The 18,554-nt window shown below is 71.9% G+C and carries 19 protein-coding genes and 1 pseudogene; 14 read left to right on the forward strand and 6 right to left on the reverse strand.

The window, feature by feature from the left end:
* Nucleotides 1–422: 422 nt before the first annotated feature.
* Nucleotides 423–1,088 (forward strand): hypothetical protein, encoded by a 666-nt coding sequence (locus ACGFNV_RS07510; RefSeq protein ID WP_393620238.1) that lies wholly within the window; start codon nt 423–425, stop codon nt 1,086–1,088.
* A gap of 225 nt (nt 1,089–1,313) precedes the next feature.
* Here the strand turns inward: ACGFNV_RS07510 and ACGFNV_RS07515 are convergent, their stop codons facing one another.
* Nucleotides 1,314–2,279 carry a hypothetical protein gene (locus ACGFNV_RS07515; protein ID WP_393620240.1) on the reverse strand — a complete coding sequence of 322 codons (966 nt, stop codon included), beginning with the start codon at nt 2,277–2,279 and terminating at the stop codon, nt 1,314–1,316.
* A gap of 215 nt (nt 2,280–2,494) precedes the next feature.
* Nucleotides 2,495–3,541 (reverse strand): Ku protein, encoded by a 1,047-nt coding sequence (locus ACGFNV_RS07520; RefSeq protein ID WP_393620241.1) that lies wholly within the window; start codon nt 3,539–3,541, stop codon nt 2,495–2,497.
* Between the two features lie 72 nt (nt 3,542–3,613).
* Here ACGFNV_RS07520 and ligD point away from each other — a divergent pair, with 72 nt between their 5' ends.
* Entirely contained in the window at nt 3,614–4,495 is an 882-nt protein-coding gene (gene ligD / locus ACGFNV_RS07525) for a non-homologous end-joining DNA ligase (RefSeq protein ID WP_393620243.1), read from the forward strand.
* An 84-nt stretch (nt 4,496–4,579) separates the two neighbouring features.
* Here the strand turns inward: ligD and ACGFNV_RS07530 are convergent, their stop codons facing one another.
* Nucleotides 4,580–5,383, reverse strand: a complete 804-nt coding sequence (locus ACGFNV_RS07530; RefSeq protein WP_393620245.1) for a nuclease-related domain-containing protein — start codon at nt 5,381–5,383, stop codon at nt 4,580–4,582.
* 100 nt (nt 5,384–5,483) lie between these two features.
* Here ACGFNV_RS07530 and ACGFNV_RS07535 point away from each other — a divergent pair, with 100 nt between their 5' ends.
* The 7 genes from ACGFNV_RS07535 to ACGFNV_RS07565 all read left to right on the forward strand — a co-directional run bounded on the left by ACGFNV_RS07535 (nt 5,484) and on the right by ACGFNV_RS07565 (nt 12,119).
* On the forward strand, nt 5,484–5,990 hold the full coding sequence (locus ACGFNV_RS07535; RefSeq protein WP_393620247.1) for a dual specificity protein phosphatase family protein: 507 nt from the start codon (nt 5,484–5,486) through the stop codon (nt 5,988–5,990).
* Nucleotides 5,991–6,090: 100 nt separating this feature from the next.
* Complete coding sequence (locus ACGFNV_RS07540; RefSeq protein WP_393620248.1) at nt 6,091–6,987, forward strand: hypothetical protein; 897 nt, start codon at nt 6,091–6,093, stop codon at nt 6,985–6,987.
* Entirely contained in the window at nt 6,984–8,252 is a 1,269-nt protein-coding gene (locus tag ACGFNV_RS07545) for an ATP-binding protein (RefSeq protein ID WP_393620249.1), read from the forward strand. The genes ACGFNV_RS07540 and ACGFNV_RS07545 overlap by 4 nt, the downstream gene beginning before the upstream one ends.
* A gap of 70 nt (nt 8,253–8,322) precedes the next feature.
* Nucleotides 8,323–8,673 carry an SH3 domain-containing protein gene (locus ACGFNV_RS07550; protein WP_393620251.1) on the forward strand — a complete coding sequence of 117 codons (351 nt, stop codon included), beginning with the start codon at nt 8,323–8,325 and terminating at the stop codon, nt 8,671–8,673.
* A gap of 67 nt (nt 8,674–8,740) precedes the next feature.
* Nucleotides 8,741–10,111, forward strand: a complete 1,371-nt coding sequence (locus ACGFNV_RS07555; protein WP_393620252.1) for an FtsW/RodA/SpoVE family cell cycle protein — start codon at nt 8,741–8,743, stop codon at nt 10,109–10,111.
* A complete protein-coding gene (locus tag ACGFNV_RS07560; RefSeq protein WP_393620254.1) occupies nt 10,108–11,565 on the forward strand; it encodes a penicillin-binding transpeptidase domain-containing protein in 1,458 nt (485 codons plus the stop codon). The genes ACGFNV_RS07555 and ACGFNV_RS07560 overlap by 4 nt, the downstream gene beginning before the upstream one ends.
* A gap of 44 nt (nt 11,566–11,609) precedes the next feature.
* Nucleotides 11,610–12,119: a DUF3291 domain-containing protein gene (locus tag ACGFNV_RS07565; RefSeq protein ID WP_393620256.1), complete on the forward strand. Its 510-nt coding sequence runs from the start codon at nt 11,610–11,612 to the stop codon at nt 12,117–12,119.
* On the opposite strand, the gene ACGFNV_RS07570 is transcribed toward ACGFNV_RS07565, so the two are convergent.
* Nucleotides 12,116–13,018: an ADP-ribosylglycohydrolase family protein gene (locus ACGFNV_RS07570; protein WP_393620258.1), complete on the reverse strand. Its 903-nt coding sequence runs from the start codon at nt 13,016–13,018 to the stop codon at nt 12,116–12,118. The two genes, ACGFNV_RS07565 and ACGFNV_RS07570, sit on opposite strands and share 4 nt — an antisense overlap.
* Before the next feature lie 160 nt (nt 13,019–13,178).
* Here ACGFNV_RS07570 and ACGFNV_RS07575 point away from each other — a divergent pair, with 160 nt between their 5' ends.
* The 5 genes from ACGFNV_RS07575 to ACGFNV_RS07595 all read left to right on the forward strand — a co-directional run bounded on the left by ACGFNV_RS07575 (nt 13,179) and on the right by ACGFNV_RS07595 (nt 17,201).
* Nucleotides 13,179–14,117: a diiron oxygenase gene (locus tag ACGFNV_RS07575; protein ID WP_393620259.1), complete on the forward strand. Its 939-nt coding sequence runs from the start codon at nt 13,179–13,181 to the stop codon at nt 14,115–14,117.
* 75 nt (nt 14,118–14,192) lie between these two features.
* A complete protein-coding gene (locus ACGFNV_RS07580; RefSeq protein ID WP_393620260.1) occupies nt 14,193–14,849 on the forward strand; it encodes a TetR/AcrR family transcriptional regulator in 657 nt (218 codons plus the stop codon).
* Between the two features lie 14 nt (nt 14,850–14,863).
* The gene (locus ACGFNV_RS07585) at nt 14,864–15,187 is read left to right on the forward strand and encodes a hypothetical protein (RefSeq protein ID WP_393620262.1); all 324 of its coding nucleotides are present in this window, start codon (nt 14,864–14,866) and stop codon (nt 15,185–15,187) included.
* Between the two features lie 112 nt (nt 15,188–15,299).
* Complete coding sequence (locus tag ACGFNV_RS07590; RefSeq protein WP_393620264.1) at nt 15,300–16,328, forward strand: NlpC/P60 family protein; 1,029 nt, start codon at nt 15,300–15,302, stop codon at nt 16,326–16,328.
* Nucleotides 16,329–16,844: 516 nt separating this feature from the next.
* Nucleotides 16,845–17,201, forward strand: coding sequence for a hypothetical protein (locus tag ACGFNV_RS07595; RefSeq protein ID WP_393620265.1), 357 nt, complete (start codon nt 16,845–16,847; stop codon nt 17,199–17,201).
* On the opposite strand, the pseudogene ACGFNV_RS07600 reads toward ACGFNV_RS07595, so the two are convergent.
* Nucleotides 17,202–17,471, reverse strand: a pseudogene (locus ACGFNV_RS07600) (transposase); the annotation flags it as partial.
* A gap of 72 nt (nt 17,472–17,543) precedes the next feature.
* Nucleotides 17,544–18,533 (reverse strand): helix-turn-helix transcriptional regulator, encoded by a 990-nt coding sequence (locus ACGFNV_RS07605; RefSeq protein ID WP_393620266.1) that lies wholly within the window; start codon nt 18,531–18,533, stop codon nt 17,544–17,546.
* Nucleotides 18,534–18,554: the final 21 nt, after the last annotated feature.

The following is an 18,554-nucleotide window of genomic DNA, read 5'->3' on the forward strand; positions in this document are numbered from 1 at the left end:
AACGGGTTCGATGAGCTTCTTCAGTTTCGGGTTGCCGCCGTAGACCTCGTTCCCGGTGACCCAGCCGACGCCGTGTCCGGCGTCCCAGAACCGCTCGATCATCGTGCGGGCCAGGTCCGGCTTGGTCACGAAGACGGTCTCTCGCAGAGCCGTGTGCGCAGGTTCGAATTCGGCCGGGGACACCTTGGATAAGGTGCCCAAAGACCCCGCCATCAGCGCTTTTGCTGAGACGGGGTCTTCACCTATGTGCAGGGGTGTGCTAGGCGGGGCGGCTGTATGTCGGGGGCTGCGGACGGGGCGTGCACGGGGTCTTGGGGCATTGCCGCAGGTGAGGCAGGCCCTCCGTGGTTCTCACGTCTACTTAGACCGTCACCCGCCAAGCAGGGACCTGGCCGGTCAGCGGTGTGCGCTTGGATGAGGGCGTGACCGTTCAAGATGTTGCCGGGCAGCTGCCCGGGATAGCCGTCCTCCGTGAGCACTGCCGTTCTCTGGCCATCCTGGACGCAGTCCTGAGCCCTGAATGGGGGGACCGCTACCACTCCTTCAACGACAACTGGTCGGAGGGCGCGTCGATGGCCTCCATGCAAAACGGATCGGGAGACGAGTACTCAATCGTCTTCACGGCCGGCGGCGCCTACATCCGTGGGTTCGATCACGAATCACCCATGAGCCCCTACGCAGAGGACGGGCCTTGGCCCGGGGTGCTCGATGAGGTTCCCGCCGTCTTCCGGCCCTGCGTTGAGGAGCCCGCGTTCTCGGATGAGGACGGGATGCCCCTCGTCACTGCGTGCATGTGGCGAGAGACGGGAGACGACGGCTGGAGAACAGGGACGATCGACTTCCCCGAGGAGACATCGGAAGACCCGGATGGCGCCGAGTACCTCTTCCAACTGCTGGTGGATCGCTCGCCAGAGGCGTTTCAGGAGTGGGCCGAGGACTACTACGAGGTCCCTGTCGACCTGGAAGCGGTTCGTCACGTCTTCGCATCGCGCCCCCTGACCGAGCGCGTGGTCAGTGCCTTGAACTCAGAGATCACCCTGTCCGATCTCGCGCGGGACATCGCGCACTCCGGCTATCCGCTGAGCTGAGACATCCGACAACGACGAGGCCCCTGGACGCGCTGCCAGGGGCCGCACATGCAGGCGACGTCGAGGATCTGAGCGCCCTGTGCGGCTCTCGCGTCACCGTCATCAAAGTCTGACGCCAGCAAGCGAGAGGGGTGCGCTCCCGGCGGTACCTTCGGAATGTCTGCGGCCAGGAGATGGGGATGCGGCTCCGCGTGCGTGGCTTCCGGTTTGTGCGAACGGACGACCTCACCCCTTGAGCAGTCGATGCGCCGTCCGCCCCGCCCACCACAACCCGGCCGCTCCGGCCGTGAGTTGGCCGATCAGCCGCAGCGGCGAGTACGTCCCGTCGTGGACCACGCTCACCAGCACCGGCACCGTGACGATCTGCGCGGCCAGCGGGCCGCGCAGGTACCACACGAAGGTCTGCACCGGGGCCGTGCTGCCCGTGGCGGTCTGGGTGCCGACCAGGATGTGCGCGGGGATGACGCCCCGGTAGGAGCTGACGAGCGCGGCGGCGACGAAGGCGGGCACCGCGGCGGCGAGCACCGCGAGGCCGGGTCGGGCCGCTCCGGCCGGCGCGCACACCGCGGCGCCGACGCCCAGTCCGGCGTAGAGCAGGACCGTGGGGACGACCGCGTGCCAGAGCGCCAGTTGGCGTGCGGTCCACGGCAGTGCGGTGGAGCGGCGTACGTCGTCGCTCTCCAGGCGGGCGGGCTCGGTCAGCTGGGCGGCGGCCAGGTACTGGGCCACGAGGGCGACGACACACACCAACTCGCGGGCGTCCGCGCGGACTTGCGTGGCCGTCACGGTGAGCGCGACCGCGGTCGTGGTCCACACCGCCGCCCAGCCGAGGCGGCCGGTGGCGCGCAGCAGCGCGGTCGCGTCCCGCCAGGGGACCAGGAGTCGGGGGTGGCGGGGCATGGGCAGTCGTACGGTGGGGCGGGACCGGCTCTCCTTCAGGGAGGGGAGTCCGGCTCTGGCCTGCCGCAGGTCGAGCATCACCAGGGAGGTCGCGACGGAGGAGGCCACCGTCGCCCGGCGGCGCAGCGCGCCGACGGAGATGAGCGGGGTTCCCCGGGCGGCGAGCAGGGCGAATGCGGCCAGGGACGCCACGGACAGGGCCGCCCCGAGTCCCCACCAGGGGGCCGGGCCGCCCACCGTGGCGACGAGGGGTTGTGCGGCCCAGCCCCACGGCCCCGACCAGAGGAACACGGCGGCGGACCAGGCGGGCGTCCATTCTCGGCCGCCCCGTGGACCGAGACGTGACGGGGGTTGCCTGGTTCGTACGGCTCGCGGTGGGCTGTGGGTCGAAGGCTTCGACGACCACGCGAGGGCTTGACGACCACGCGAGGCCTCGACGACCACGTGAGACCCCCGCTTCCCACCACGTGGGTGGGCGGGGTCGCGGTCCCGGCCGGGGCGTGCGGTCAGGCGGTGCGCTTGCGGGACGCCGTCTTCTTCGCTGCGGTCTTCTTCGCCGTGGATGTCGACTTCTTCGCCGTGCTCTTGGCCGCCGTCTTCTTGGCGCCCTGTGCCGACTTCGCCGTCTTCGCCGTGGACTTCCTCGCGGAGCCGGACGCGGCGGTCTTCTTCGCGGAGCCGGACGCGGCCGTCTTCTTCGCGGTGGACGTCGACTTCTTGGCGCCGGTCTCCTTCGGGGTGGCGCGGGAGGACAGCTGGGCGACCTCCGCCTCCTCGCCCCGCGACTCCTTCGCCGCCCGCACGCTCTTCTCCAGGGCCGCCATCAGGTCCAGCACCTTGCCGCTCGCCGCGGGCTCCGGGGCCTCGGGCGGGGTCTCGCCGGCCGCCTTCGCCGCGATGACCTCCTCGACGGCCTCGCGGTACTCGTCGTGCAGGTCCTCCAGGTCGACCTCGCCCAGCGTGTCCATCAGGGCGTCCGCGAGGTCGAGCTCCTGGTCGCGGACGGTGACGTCGGTGTCGGGGGCGACGCCCTGGGGGTCGCGGACCTCGTCCGGCCACAGCAGCCCGTGCATGGCGATGGCGTCGCCGACCACCCGCAGCATGCCCAGCCGTTCGCGGCCGCGCAGCGCGTACTTCGCGATGGCGACCTTCTGGCTGCGCTTGAGGGCCTCGCGCAGCAGCGTGTACGGCTTGGCGGCCGGGGCGCCGCCGGCCTGGAGGTAGTACGCGGCGTCCATCTGGAGCGGGTCGATCCGGTCGCCCGGCACGAAGGCGACGATCTCGATCGTCCGGGCGGTCGGGATCGGCAGGTGGGCCAGGTCCTCGTCGGTGATCGGGATGATGGTGCCGTCCGCGTCCTCGTACCCCTTGCCGATCTCCGCCCCGCTGACCTCGCGGTCCTCCAGTTCGCAGACCTTGCGGTAGCGGATGCGGCCGCCGTCCTCCATGTGGATCTGGCGGAAGGAGATCGAGTGGCTCTCCGTGGCGTTCACCAGCTTGATCGGGATGCTGACCAGCCCGAACGAGATCGCGCCGTTCCAGATGGATCTCACGTGCGGCACCCTTTCGATCGGTTCGGGGTGGCTTGTATGACTTTCCACCGTCATGTCTGAGATTCTCATCGTATGACGCCGATCACAGAGGTGGAGGGGCGGCGGCTCGCGCTCAGCAATCTGGAGAAGGTGCTCTATCCGGCGACCGGCTTCACCAAGGGCGAGGTGCTGCACTACTACGCCACGACCGCCGACGCCCTCCTGCCCCACCTGCGCGATCGGCCGCTGTCCTTCCTGCGCTACCCGGACGGGCCGGACGGGCAGGTGTTCTTCGCCAAGAACGTGCCGCCGGGTACGCCCGAGTGGGTCACGACCGCCGAGGTGCCGCGGTCGGAGGGGCCCGCGCGGATGGTGCTGGTGCAGGACCTGGCCTCACTGATGTGGGCGGCGAACCTCGTCACCGAGTTCCACACCCCCCAGTGGCTGATCCAGGCACCGGCCCTCGCCGACCGGCTGGTGTTCGACCTCGACCCCGGGGCGCCCGCCACCGTCGTCGAGTGCTGCGAGGTCGCGCTGTGGCTGCGCGAGCGGCTGGCTGCGGACGGGATCGAGGCGTACGCGAAGACGTCGGGCTCGAAGGGGCTGCATCTGCTGGCGGCGCTGCGGCCGGTGTCCTCGGAGCGGGCCACGGAGTACGCGAAGGCGCTGGCCGTGGAGGCGGAGAAGGTGATGCCGCGGTTGGTGGTGCACAGGATGACGCGGAGCTTGCGGCCGGGGAAGGTGTTCGTCGACTGGAGTCAGAACGCGGCGCGGAAGACGACGGCTACGCCGTATACATTGCGGGCTCGGGCGGAGCCGGCGGTTTCGGCGCCGGTTACCTGGGACGAGGTGGAGGGGTGTGAGGGTGGGGCGGGGTTGACGTTTCTGGCGGGGGACGTCGCGTCGCGTGTGCGGGATCTCGGTGATTTGTTGGCGCCGCTTCTTGATGTGGGGGGCGCCGGGGTACTGCCTTGATCTGTTGTTTTGCGAGTGCGGGCTCGTTGTGGCTTGTCGCGCAGTTCCCCGCGCCCCCAAGCGTCTCCACTCACCTGCGTCGCATCACACCCGTGTCCATGTCCTCCTGTCCCTCGCCACCGCGTGCAACGCCTCCACGTCCGCCGGCTTCAGCACACCGCCCAGGCGGGCCAGATCGGCGATCTCCGTGTCCCTCAGTACACGCACCTCCCGCACTGGGCCCGTGACCGTGATCTCCGCCGGGTCCGTCAGGGCCAGGACGGGGTGGACCTCGGCGGTCAGGGCGTAGGAGGCGCGGTCGGCGGTGGAGCGGAGGCGGCGGAGGAGGGGGTGGGGGTCGCGGCGGCTCAGGGCGACCATGGGGTCGGTGATCAGGACCCGGTGCTTGTGGGCGTACAGGGCGTGGACGGCGAAGAGGCCGCCCGGGCCGATGGCCAGGTGGTGGACGAGGTCGCCGCCGGGCAGCGGGACGGAGTGCAGGGTGTGCCAGCCCGCGCCGTCCAGCCGGTCCAGGGCGTCGCCGACCGCCTGCTGTGCCGCGAGCTCCCGGCGCCGGGGGTCGGGGCGGAGGCGGCGGGGCGGGCCGGGGTCGCGGTCGAGGGCGACCAGCAGGGCCTCGCCGGGGCGGTTGGGGGCGAGGTCGTCGTCCGGGTGGAGGGAGAGCCGGGCCAGCTCGGCGGGGGTCGGGACGGGCGGCGGACCCACCGTGACCTGGCCGGTCAGGAAGGGCCGGAGGGCTTCGAGGACGTCCTCGGCACGGTCCTCGCTCAGCAGGTTGACCCGAGCCGCCTCACGGTCGTACCAGGCGACGTTCCTGCCGTCCGGGAGACATACGTACAGCCGTTCCTGGCCGTGGCGCCAGGTCGGTATGACGCGCAGTCCACTCATGAGCATCACCCCATGACCATGGGAACAGGCGGGGTGCTCCAGGGGCAAGAACCCGGCTACCTTTGAGAGGGAGTTGGGAGCGGGACTTGGGGAGGCGCGTTTGCGTACTCGCGGGAAGCAGCCCGACGTACCGGCTCCGGACAACGCGTGGAGCGAGATCGTGCCCGGTCTGTGGATGGGTGGGCACGAGTTCCGGAGCCACGCCGGACAGCTGGAGTTCGCCGTCGTGCGGGAGGAGTTCGACCTCGTCCAGACGCTGCTGCGGCTGCCGGGGCACGGGCCGGGACCAGGCGTGGAGCACCAGGTGTGGCCCATCCCCGACGGTCCGCTCGACGGGACGCAGCTCGCGGGCGTGATGCGGCTCGCGCAGGCCGCGGGCGACGCGCTGGAGGCGGGGCGCACGGTCCTCGTGCGCTGTTTCCACGGGTACAACCGCTCGGGCCTGGTCGTCGCCCACGCCCTGGCCCGCCGGGGCCACTCCGCCGAGGAGGCGATCCGGCTGATACGCTCCCGCCGCTCTCCGTGGGCGCTGCACAACGAGCTGTTCGTCGAGTACCTGCGGGCCGGGCTCTCCACGGCCCGGCTGCTGGAGGAGCTGGCCGAGTAGCCCTTGGTGACGCGGGCGCAGCGACCACGCGAACGCAAATAGGACTTCCCTACGAATAAGGTGTACGGGGCCGTTGCCCGTCCTCGACCACAGGAGCCCCGTGCCTCCCAGACGTCCCTCGCGCGCAGTCCTCGCCCTCGGTGCCGTCACCCTTCTGGCAGCCGCCACCGCGGCCTGCGGTGACGCCGGTGGGCTGCGTGGCGCCGGGGCGACCCCGACCGCGATCAGCCCGGCCCGGCTCTGGCCGGACCTTCCGCCGGCGTCCTCCCCCGCCTTCGACTTCGACGAGGCGGAGACCGACGTGGTGAAGGGCGTCGCCGTCCCGGGCGACGACCTCCGCAGGGTGGACCCGGCCGCGATCGTGCGCGAGGAGATCGCCGGGAACCCGGGCGACTACGAGGGCGGGAAGGCGCCGTACCGCGAGACCGCGGCCCGGATGGGCGACTGCGGTACGGGCGGGGACCGCGCCCGGTGTCCCGTGCTCAAGCCGTACTACCGGGACCTGACCGGCGACGGACGCGACGACCTGACGCTCGGCTTCCGGCTGCTGCCCGGCACACTGACGGCCGTCCGCGTCTACACCGTGGACAAGCACCGGCTGGTGCAGGTCATGCACTACGAGGACGCCGTGAGCGCGGTCGAGCTGGCCGGGCGGTCCGTGATCGTCCGCTCGCCGTCGGACATCGCGGGGTACGAGTACCGCCTGCAGTGGACCTGGGACGAGGAGCAGAAGGCGATGCTGCTCACCCATGACGAGATGCTGCGCAGCGACGGCAGAAGACACCCCCCGCACGCCCCCCGCTCCACCCGCTCCCCCCAACCGTCCCGGTCCCCCTCGCCCGACTCTTCCGAGACCGATTCCGCCGACCCCTCGACCGGCTCTGACGAGTCCGACTCCGTCGCCTCCTCGACCGACTCTTCCGAGACCGACTCCGCCGACCCCTCTACCGGCTCTGCCGGGACCGACTCCGCCGCCTCCTCGGCGGCCCTCCGATGAGACTCGCGCTCCCCCGGTGGACCGCCACGCTCGCCGTGAAGGCCGCGGTCTTCATCACCGTGATGTGCTGCGCGCTGGCCGCCCTGCTCGGTGTGCTCGTGCATGTGCAGGTGACGAACCAGACCGTCGGCCAGGCCCGTGACCTCGCGCTGTCGCGGCTGACGGACGCGACGGCGGCGTTCGAGGCCGGGGACTCGCTGCGGCCCGATGCCGGCGTCGACCCCGAGGGGCTGCCGGAGCCGTTGCGGGAGCTGGCGGCGGCCGGGGAGCGCGGGACGATGGTCGCCGAGCACCGCGGGCGGCCCACGATGTGGGCGGCGGGGCCCGCCGACGGCGGACGGGCGCTGGCCGTCGCGGTCGACTACGGACAGCAGGCCCGGACGATCCAGGGGCTGGACTCGGCCATCCTGTGGTCGTCGGGGCTGGCGATCGGGGCGACGCTGATGGTGGGCGCGTTCGCGGTGACCCGGGTGACCGGACGGCTGCACCAGACGGCGCGGGTGGCCCGGCGGATCACCGCCGGAGATCTGGACGCGCGCGTGAACGACCCGCTGACGAAGGAGTCGAGCAGCCCCCAGGACGAGGTGGCCGCGGTCGCCGCCGCACTGGACTCCATGGCGTCCTCCCTGCAGGGCAAGCTGCTGAGCGAGCAGCGGTTCACCGCTGATGTGGCGCACGAGCTGCGCACCCCGTTGACCGGTCTGCACGCGGCGGCGGAGCTGCTGCCCGCGGGCCGGCCGACGGAGCTGGTGCGCGACCGGGTCGCCGCGCTGCGCACCCTCACCGAGGACCTGCTGGAGATCTCCCGCCTCGACACCGGGCGGGAGCGGCTGGAGGTCGACACCGAGGAGCTCGGGGCGCTGGCCGAGCGGGTCGTACGGGCCTCCGGTACCGACACCGAGGTCCGGGTCGTGCGGGACGCCCGCGTGGAGACCGACCGGCGGCGGCTGGAGCGGGTGCTGGGCAACCTGATCGCGAACGCGCACTGGCACGGGCGCCCGGCGGTGGTGCTGACGGTCGACGGGCCCGTGGTGACCGTGCGGGACCACGGGGACGGCTATCCGGACTACCTCGTGGTGCACGGGCCGCAGCGGTTCCGCACCGAGGGCGGGGCGAAGGGGCACGGGCTGGGACTGACGATCGCCCTGGGGCAGACGGAGGTGCTGGGCGCGCGGCTGGACTTCGCGAACGCGCCGGACGGCGGGGCGGTGGCGACCCTGACGTTGCCCCAGCGGGGGCCGGGCGTCCCCGATGGCGCAGTGTGACGGGCGCCGTCCGCGCACCCGTCCTAACGTGGCGAATGATCAGCATCTGCCCCCTTCAGGGAGGTATCCCATGCCCGCTCGCCCGCGTGCCGCACGTCTGCTCATAGCCGCCGTCACCACCGCTCTCACCACGGTCCTCGCCGCCCCCACCACCGCCGCCGCCCAGGGCGGCGACACGCGCGCCCCGCGCCTGTACAAGGGCATCGTCACGGCGAACCGGCTGGTGCTGCGCAGCGAGCCGACCGACGGCAGCCGGGCGCTCCGGTTCGCCGTGCGGGGTGACTACGTCACCATCTACTGCAAGAAGACGGGCCAGAACGTGCTGGGCAACCGCACGTGGTACCGCCTCACGGACGGCGCCTGGGCCTGGGGGTCGGCCCGGTACATCGCCACCATCGGAACTCCTCCGCGATGGTGCTGACCCTTCGAACGGCAACACTCAAGCCGCGCAAGCCTCACAAGAGGCCCCATTTGGATAAGTTCCGGACATGACCAAGGTCGGCACCCCTCTGGCCGCGACGGACGCGCAGGCGCCCGCCGCGCGCCTCCCCCGGCGCCGGGGCGTCGAACTCGCCCTCATCCTCGTCGCCGTCCTGCTGTCCGTGTGCGGCTACTGCGACGTGGGCATCGCCCGCAGCGGCACCCTCCCGCCCGGCGCCGCCGGTTACGGTGCCGGGCTCGGCGTACTCGCCCTGCTGGCGCATGTCGCGGTGCGGGTGCGCGCCCCGTACGCCGACCCGCTGCTGCTGCCCATCGGCGTACTGCTCAACGGCCTCGGCCTGGTGCTGATCTACCGGCTCGACCTGGAGACCCCGGACGACTCGGCGGCGCCCACCCAACTCGTGTGGTCCACGCTCGGCGTGGGCCTGTTCATCGTGGTCGTCGCCGCGCTGCGCGACCACCGGGTCCTCCAGCGCTACGCCTACGTGTGCGTGGTCGCCGCCCTTGTCCTGCTCACCCTGCCGATCTTCTTCCCGGCCGTGAACGGCGCCCGTATCTGGATCAGGATCGCCGGTTTCTCCATCCAGCCGGGCGAGTTCGCGAAGGTGCTGCTGGCCGTCTTCTTCGCCGCCTACCTCGCCGCCAACCGCAGCGCGCTCGCGTACACGGGCCGCACGGTCTGGAGGTTCACCAGGCTCCAGCTCCCCACGGGCCGCGCGCTCGGCCCGGTCCTCGCCATCTGGCTGCTGAGCGTCGGCGTCCTGGTCCTTGAGCGCGACCTCGGCACCTCCCTGCTCTTCTTCGGCCTGTTCGTGGTCCTGCTGTACGTCGCCACCGGCCGCACCGGCTGGATCGCGGTGGGTCTGCTCCTCGCGGTGCTCGGCGCGGTCGCCGTCGGCCGCCTCGAGCCCCACGTGCACGGCAGGGTCGAGGACTGGCTGCACCCGTTCGCGTCGATCGAGGCGGGCCAGGGCCCCAACCAGCTCGCGCAGTCGCTGTTCGCCTTCGCGGCCGGCGGGGTCCTCGGCACCGGTCTCGGCCTCGGCCACTCCGTCCTCATCGGCTTCGCCACCAAGTCGGACTTCATCCTGGCCACCGCGGGCGAGGAGCTCGGCCTGGCCGGCCTCTCCGCGATCTTCCTCCTGTACGGCCTCCTCGTGGAGCGGGGCTACCGGGCGGGCCTCGCCCTGCGCGACCCCTTCGGACGGCTGCTCGCGGTGGGGCTCGCGTCGATCTGGGCGCTCCAGGTGTTCGTCATCGCCGGCGGGGTGACCGGTCTGATCCCGCTGACCGGCATGGCGATGCCGTTCCTCGCGCAGGGCGGCTCGTCGGTCGTCACCAACTGGGCGATCGTGGCCCTGCTGATCCGGGTGAGCCACTCGGCCCGCCGGCAGTTCGACGGACAGGGGGCGCCGTGACCCGGCACATCCGGCACGCGGCCGCCTTCTGCGCCCTGCTGTTCCTGGCGCTCCTGGTCAACGCCGCCCGCGTCCAGGTCGTCCAGGCCCCGTCCTACGACCACAACCCGGCCAACCGCCGCCCCGACATCGCCCGTTACCGGCAGCCTCGCGGCAACATCCTGGTCGGCGACCGGCCGGTCACCGGCTCCCGGGACACCGGCGGCCGGCTCCGCCATGAACGGACGTACCCGGAAGGGCCGTTGTACGCGCCCGTCACCGGCTACTCCTCGCAGAGGTACGGCACGACCTTCCTGGAGCACACCGAGGACGGCGTCCTGTCCGGCACCGATCCGCTGCTCACCCCGCTCCCCCTCTTCAACGACGTCACCCGTGCCCGCAACCCCGGCGGCGACGTCGTCACGACCCTCGACCGGGGCGCGCAGCAGGCGGCGTACAAGGGGCTGGGCGGCCGGAAGGGCGCGGTGGCGGCGATCGAACCCGCGACGGGGCGGATCCTGGCGCTGGTGTCCGCCCCCTCCTACGACCCGGCGGAGCTGTCCGGCAACGGCCCGGCCACGGCCGGCGCGTGGGCGCGGCTGACCGGCGACCCGGACAAGCCGATGCTCAACCGGGCCGTACGGCAGACCTATCCGCCGGGTTCGACGTTCAAGGTGGTCACGGCGGCGGCCGCGCTGGACGCGGGTGTGGTCCGGGACGTCGACGCGCCGACCGACTCCCCCGACCCGTACCGGCTGCCCGGGACGACGACGAAGCTGGCCAACGAGTCCGAGGGCTGCGAGAACGCGCCGCTGCGGGTGGCGTTCCAGTGGTCGTGCAACACGGTGTTCGCGAAGCTGGGCGTGGACGTCGGGGCGGAGGCCATGGTGTCCACGGCGCAGGCCTTCGGCTTCAACGACACGGACCTGCGGGTTCCGTTCGCGGTGGCGCGCAGCACCTTCGACACGTCCGTGGACCGGGCACAGCTGGCGCTGTCGTCGATCGGCCAGTACAACACGCGGGCCACGCCGTTGCAGATGGCGATGGTCGCTGCGGCCGTCGCGAACGGCGGGCAGCTGCGGCCGCCGTACCTGGTGGAGCGCAGGCTCCGGGCGAACGGGGCGACGGTGTCCACGGCCGGTTCGCTTCCCGCGCGCCAGGTGATGCTCCCGGCGACCGCGGCCCGGATGCGGCAGCTGATGCGGGACGTGGTGCGCAAGGGCACGGGGACGAACGCCGCGATCCGCGGCGCGACGGTCGGCGGCAAGACCGGCACCGCCCAGCACGGCATCGGCAACGCCGGGACGCCGTACGCCTGGTTCGTGTCCTGGGCGCAGGGCCACACCGATCTGGAGGCGAGGGTCGCGGTCGCGGTGGTCGTGGAGGACGCGTCCGGCAACCGGGGGGAGATCACCGGGGGCGGGATGGCGGCGCCGATCGCGCGGGCCGTGATGGAGGCGGTGCTCAACTCTTGAGACGGGGGCTACCGGAGACGACACGCCCGACCTAACGTTCGGTCATGACTGACGCCGCAGCAGCATTCGAACTCGCCCAGGTCAATCTCGCCCGCCTCAAGGCCCCTCTGGACTCACCCCAGTTGAAGGACTTCGTCGACGCCCTCGACCCCGTCAACGCCGACGCCGACAACGCCGACGGGTTCGTCTGGCGGCTGCAGAGCGAGGAGGGCGACGCGACGGACATCGCGGTCTTCGGCGACGACTGGCTGATCATCAACATGTCGGTGTGGCGGGACGCCGACGCCCTGACCACCTACATGTACCAGGGCCACCACCGCGAGATGCTGGCCCGCCGCCGAGAGTGGTTCGAGCGGGTGCAGGAGGCGATGGCGACCCTGTGGTGGGTGCCGGCCGGCCACCGCCCCACGGTCGCCGAGGCGGAGTCCCGCCTGCTGCACCTGCGCACCCACGGCCCGACCCCGTACGCCTTCACCCTGCGGACGTCCTTCCCGCCCGGGGTCGGAGAGCCGGTCGCCCTGGACGTCCCCGACGACCTGGGCTGCTCCGTCTAAGGCGTGTTGCGAGCCCTTCCGGGCAGCGGCTCCCGACGGCTCAGCCACTCCTCCGGCACCCCGTCGACTCCCGTCCGCGCCGCGACGACGCCACCGGTGATGGCGCACGTGGTGTCGACGTCGCCGAACCCCTCGGCGGTGGTCCACAGCGCCGAGACCAGGTCGGCCGGGTGCCGGGCCGCCGACCACAGGGCGAACGGGACGGTGTCGTCGGCCCTGATCTGCTGCCCGTTGCCGAGCACGTCGGACGCCTTCCAGGGTTCGGTCGCGAGGGGCAGCTCGGCGGCCCGGACGAGCCCTTCGCGCACCGCGCTGTCCGGCGTCAGCGCCACCACCCGCTCCAGGTCCAGCTCCTGCCGCGCGGACAACGCCGCCGCCACCGCCACGGCGACCGCGCCCGCGATTCCCTCGGGGTGGGCGTGGGTGACCTCGGCGGAACGGGTCGCCTGCTCGACGACGCGCGGGAGATCGGCGTGGAACCAAGCGCCGAGCGGCGCCACCCGCATCGCGGCGCCGTTGCCGAGGCTGCCCTCGCCGCCGAAGAGACCGCGCGCCAACTCGGCCCAGCGCTCCGGCTCCTGGAGCAGCCGGGGCAGCAGCTCGTGCATGCCGTACCCGTACCCCCGGGCGGGATCGGCGCCGTAGCCGAGCGCGAAGGCCCGGGCCAGGTCCGTCGAACGGATCTCACCGTGCTCGTCGAGCACCCGGAGGATGCCGAGCGCCATCGCCGTGTCGTCGGTCCAGTGCCACTCCGGCTCCTCGGGCGTGCGCCGGGCGCGGACCTCCTCGTACGCCTGGCCCGGCTCGCGGAAGAGCGGGAACCAGCGCTCCCCGAACGCGTCGCCGAGAGCGAGTCCTTCGAGGCTGCGGCGGGCTGCGGTGTGTGGCGTGGCGTTCATGCGCTCAGTGTCCCGGAACCGGGCGCGGCCCACACCTGAGTTGTACGGGGGCGACAAGTCGTGCGCGGGGGATTGACGAGCTTGCTGACAAGCAGTCTCATAAGGAGCCAGTGAACCGCGGGTAACCCGGAACGCCCCCGTACGACGAGGTGGAACAGCCATGACGACCCAGACGGAAGCCGACGCGCTCGACGGGCTGCGGGACGCGCTCGGACTGCTCAAGGACCGCGAGCAGGTGGCCGAGCGACTGCTCGTCTCTTCCGCCAAGCACTCCTTCGACCCGGACCAGGAGCTCGACTGGGACGCGCCCTTGGAGGAGGGCAAGTGGTTCTGGCCACCGGAGCTGGTGTCGCTGTACGGCACGCCGCTGTGGAAGCGGATGGGCGAGGAACAGCGCCTGCTGCTGTCCCGGCACGAGGCGGCCTCGCTGGCCTCGCTGGGCATCTGGTTCGAGATCATCCTGATGCAGCTGCTCGTCCGGCACATCTACGACAAGGCCGCCACGAGCGCCCATGTGCGCTACGCCCTCACCGAGATCGAGGACGAGTGCCGGCACTCCAAGATGTTCGCGCGCCTGATCTCCCGCGGCGACACCCCGTGGTACCCGGTGAGCCGGACGCACCAGCAGCTGGGGCGCCTGTTCAAGACCATCTCCACCACTCCGGGGTCCTTCACGGCCACACTCCTCGGCGAGGAGGTCCTCGACTGGATGCAGCGGCTCACCTTCCCCGACGAGCGCGTGCAGCCGCTGGTGCGGGGCGTGACGCGGATCCACGTCGTGGAGGAGGCCCGGCACGTGCGCTACGCCCGTGAGGAGCTGCGCCGGCAGATGGTGACTGCACCGAGGTGGTCCCAGGAGTTCACGCGCATCACCTCGGGCGAGGTCGCCCGGGTGTTCTCGCTGGCCTTCGTCAACCCCGAGGTCTACACGAACGTCGGCCTGGACAAGCGGGAGGCCGTGGCCCAGGTACAGGCGAGCGGACACCGCCGCGAGGTCATGCAGACGGGAGCCAAGCGGCTCACCGACTTCCTGGACGACATCGGGGTGTTGCGGGGAGTCGGACGGCGCCTGTGGAGGTCGTCGGGCCTGCTGGCCTGAACCCGTCGCCCGGCGCACGGCACCGGGACCGTTCGCGCGGGTGTCGGGGCGGGTGCGCCGGTTACGCTGCGAGTCATGACCCCCGCCGCCGCCACTCCCGCCTACCGTCGCCTCAGTGTCGAGGAGCGGCGCAGCCAGCTTCTCGACGCCGCGCTCGCACTGTTCGCGCACCGCGCCCCCGAGGAGGTATCGCTGGACGACGTGGCGGAGGCGGCCGGAGTGTCACGGCCGCTGGTCTACCGTTACTTCCCGGGCGGCAAGCAGCAGCTGTACGAGGCCGCCCTGCGGTCCGCCGCGGAGGAACTCCGCCAGTGCTTCGACGAGCCGCGCGAGGGCCCGCTCCTGCCGCGCCTCGGCCGCGCCCTCGACCGCTACCTCGCCTTCGTCGACCAGCACGACGCCGGTTTCAGCGCCCTGCTCCAGGGCGGCAGCGTCGTGGAGACCTCCCGGACGACCGCCATAGTGGACGGGGTGCGGCGGGCCGCCGCCGAGCACATCCTGAGCCACCTGGAGATCACCGACCCCGGCCCCCGGCTGCGCATGACCGTCCGGATGTGGATCACCGCCGTGGAGGCGGCCTCCTTGATCTGGCTGGACGAGGACAAGCAGCCGCCCGCCGACGAGCTGCGGGACTGGCTCGTGGACCAGTTCGTCGCCCTGCTCACCGTCACCGCGCGCCGCGACCCGCAGACCGACGCACTGGTGCGGCGTGCGCTCACCGCCGAGACCTGATCGACACTGGTGCCGTGAAGAGCGAAGACACCCCCTTCGAGGGCGGGCCCATGGACGGCCGCGTCCTGCCCGTGCTCGTCGGCCCCACCGGCCAGCCCCCGAAGACGTACCGCATCCCCGTCCCCGACGCGGCCGGCGGTCCGCCCACCGTGCTCGTCTACCGGCGCGCGCCCCGCGGCCACAGCAAGCTGGGCGTGCCCCGGGGATGGAAGTACGAGTACGACCCCGAGGGACGGGCGGGCGGCCGCCTGAAGTGGCCCTGGTCGAAGCCGGACACCCCGTCCGGCAGCGAGCCGGACACCACGCCGCCCGGCAAGCCGGACGACGCGGACGAGTGACAGCGTTGCGCCGTACCGCGCACGCTCGACGCGCGCGACGCGCACGACCGCATGATGCTCACGGTGCGGAGGAAGGCGGAGGGACCGCCTCCCCCGCACCGGAGGTGATGACGTGTCAGGAAGGGTACTGCGTCTGGTCTGTACGGCGGCGGTGGCGGCGCACCTCGCCCTCGCACCGGTGTCCGCGGCGGCCGCCCCGGAACCCGGCGAGCGTTCCGTGGCCGAGCTGCTGACGGACCTTCAGCGGCTGTACCACGAGGCGGAACAGGCCACCGAGTCCTACAACGCCACCGAGGAGAAGCTGAAGCGGCAGCGTGCCGAGACCGACCGGCTGGACCGTGAGCTCGCCCGCGCCCGCCTCTCCCTGCACGACAGCAGGCGAGCGGCCGGACGGCTGGCCCGCCAGCAGTACCAGGGCACCTCCGACATCTCCCCCTACGTACGCCTCCTGCTCGCCCGCGACCCCCAGCACGCCCTCGACCAGGGCCATGTCATCGGCCAGTTGGCGCGGGAGCGCGCCGACACGGTGGGCCGGCTGACGGGCACCGAGCGCCGGGCCGACGACCTCGCCCGGAAGGCCCGTAAGGCACTGGACGAGCAACTCACCCTCACCGAGCGCCGCAAGAAGGAACGGGACCAGGTCCGCACCCGTCTCGACCAGGTCGAGAAGCTCCTCGCCTCCCTCACCACCGACCAGCTGACCGCCCTCGCCGACCTCGAACGCACCGGCGTCGCCGAGGCCCAGCGCACCCTCATGACCTCCGGCGCGCTCAGCAGCACCCGCGCCCCGTCCCCGGCCGGCGACCGCGCCCTGCGCTACGCCGTCCGACAACTCGGCAAGCCCTACGAGTGGGGCGCGGAGGGCCCCACGTCCTACGACTGTTCCGGCCTGACCTCCCAGGCCTGGGCCGACGCCGGCACTCCGATCCCCCGCACCAGCCAACAACAATGGGCGCAACTCCCCCGAATCCCCCTGGAGGAGCTGCGCCCCGGCGACCTCGTCATCTACTTCCCCGACGCCACCCACGTGGCGATCTACGCAGGCGAGGGCTGGGTGATCCAGGCCCCCCGCCCAGGAGAGAACATCAAGCTCTCCCCGATGGCGTCGAACCCGGTACTGGGAGCAGTACGCCCCTCTTAGAAGCTCTGCCAGAACCGCTGACCTGTGACGCCGCGGGGATGCAAACACGTCATGGCTGTGCGGAGCGACTTCTTCCGCTCGGGGGTGGTGCCAGAGTTCGCACAGCGTCCCTGGGCGTTGCCGGCGGGCGTCCGCGTGTGGTCATGCCGGTCCATACGCCTGCTGATCACGCCCTGGTAGGTGCGGATGCTGGCGCCGGGCGCTTCGAGGGCCTGGCGGCGGCCCTGCGTGGAGCGGACGCCGAAAGCGGCTGCGGCGGTACGGGTGCGCGCTTGCGCGGTACCGCTCCTGGACCAGGCATCGGGCGCGGGGCTTGGGTGCCGAACAGTCCGACCACGGGCGAGGCGGCTGCACCGAGGCTGGATGTCCGCCTCCTGACAACCGCCCCCGTCCTGGCCCCCCGATCCAGGACGGGGGCGGTTCCGCGCTGGCAGCTTGCTGTCCGGGGGCGTTCGGGGCAGTGACGGCGTGGCCAGACTGATCCGGTAAGTACCGGATCGTAGTGAGGAGTTCTTCATGCGCATGTCCATCGCCAAGGGCGGGGCCATCGCCGCCGCGGCGTGCGCCACGCTCGCGCTCGGTGCCGCTCCGTCGGGTGCCGCGACGAGTACCCTGCATCGGGTCGACTGCACGGGCAACAGCACGCAGTTCTACTTCGTCGCCCCGTTCCTCGGCACCAACTGTTTTGAGGGCCACGGTGACCTCGACTATCCGATGATACCCGGTTGGAAGCCGGGCCCCTGGGGCGCCGCGCAGAACACCGGCTGGTTCAGCTACAACGACGCCGACGGCGTGGAGCAGCGGGTGTACTTCACCGCGGGGCAGACAGGCGACGCTCCGTACAGGCGCATCCAGCACCTGCACATCGACTGACAGGTCGGCTACGACGCGACGAACCTGGACGGCGGTGGCCTCGGCGACATCGTCGTCCGGGCCGAGCCGGACCGCGTCCAGCAGCTGGCACCACGAGGTGCGGCCGGGCCGGTTGTCCGCCGCCTTGGGCTGCGGCAGCGTCGCCAGCGCGTGCCGCAGCCCGGGCACCTCGATGCGTCCGCAGTTCAGCGCATGCTGAGGCGGGCAAGTCAGCTGCGACGGCGAGCAGCGCAGTGCTCCGGCCGGTACGCCCTGGCAGGTTACGGAGTCGCAGTTTGCGCGCGAGATCGGCTGCTGAGCGGTGTGTCCCGGCGGCGTACCCAGGGAGTGGGTTCCTCGCTGTCAGGGTCGGCGGGCGTAGGACGTGAGGCGGTCGGCGAGCGCGATGACGAGGTCGCGGAGTTCATCGGGACGCTCGATGACGAACGGCCGGTCGAGTGCGGCGAGTACCGGAGGCAACCAGTCGAGCCGCTCCGCCCGCAACTCGACGCGCAGCCAGCGTTCGGTCGCCCGGTCCTGGCCGGCCGCGGGCTCGTGCTCCTCCAGACTCGCGACGCTGACGGGAAGATGGGCGCGGATCTGCTCAACCGTCCCGCGGATCCGCAAGGTCACCTCATGCCGGTACTCAGCCGTGGCGAACCCTGACAACACCCGCTGTGCCGGACCGGGACCCGCCGGCGCTTCGAATGAGCCGGGCAGGGTCCGCGCGTCTGCGATGCGATCGAGCCGGAACGTTCGGTCCTCGCCGATCTGGGCGTCCTTGCCCGTGACGTACCACCGGCCCGCATGGGCGACGATCCCGTACGCGTGCAGCGTGCGTGCGCTGCGCCGCCCGTCACGGTCGGTGTAGCGGATCGAGACCGGTCGGTGGTTGCGCACCGCATCAGCGATGGTGAGCAGGAGTCCGGCGTCCGGGGTTTCGAACTCGCCGGGCTGATCGGTGAAGTCGAGAGCGTCCAGAAGTGTGTCGAGCCGACGGGCGATGTGCTTGGGCAGCACCCGCCGGATCTTCGCCGATGCCGTCTCGCTCGCCGTGCGCTCCGTCGGCGTCAGCCCTGCTCGCCGGCCCGCGACCAGGCCGAGCAGTACGGCCAGCGCCTCGTCGTCGCTGAGCATGAGCGGAGGCAGGCGGTACCCGGGGGCGAGCCGGTACCCGCCGTAGCGACCGCGCACCGATTCCACCGGCACGTCGAGGTCGACCAGCTGCTCCACGTACCGCCGCACGGTGCGCCCTTCGACGCCGAGCCGGTCGGCGAGTTCCGCCACCGTCCGGGTGCCGCCCGACTGCAGCAGTTCCAGGAGGGTCAGAACGCGGGCGGTCGGTCGAGGCATGTCCGCAGCCTAACGCGGATA

This window comes from Streptomyces sp. NPDC048751, from assembly GCF_043198595.1.
Lineage (GTDB): Bacteria > Actinomycetota > Actinomycetes > Streptomycetales > Streptomycetaceae > Streptomyces.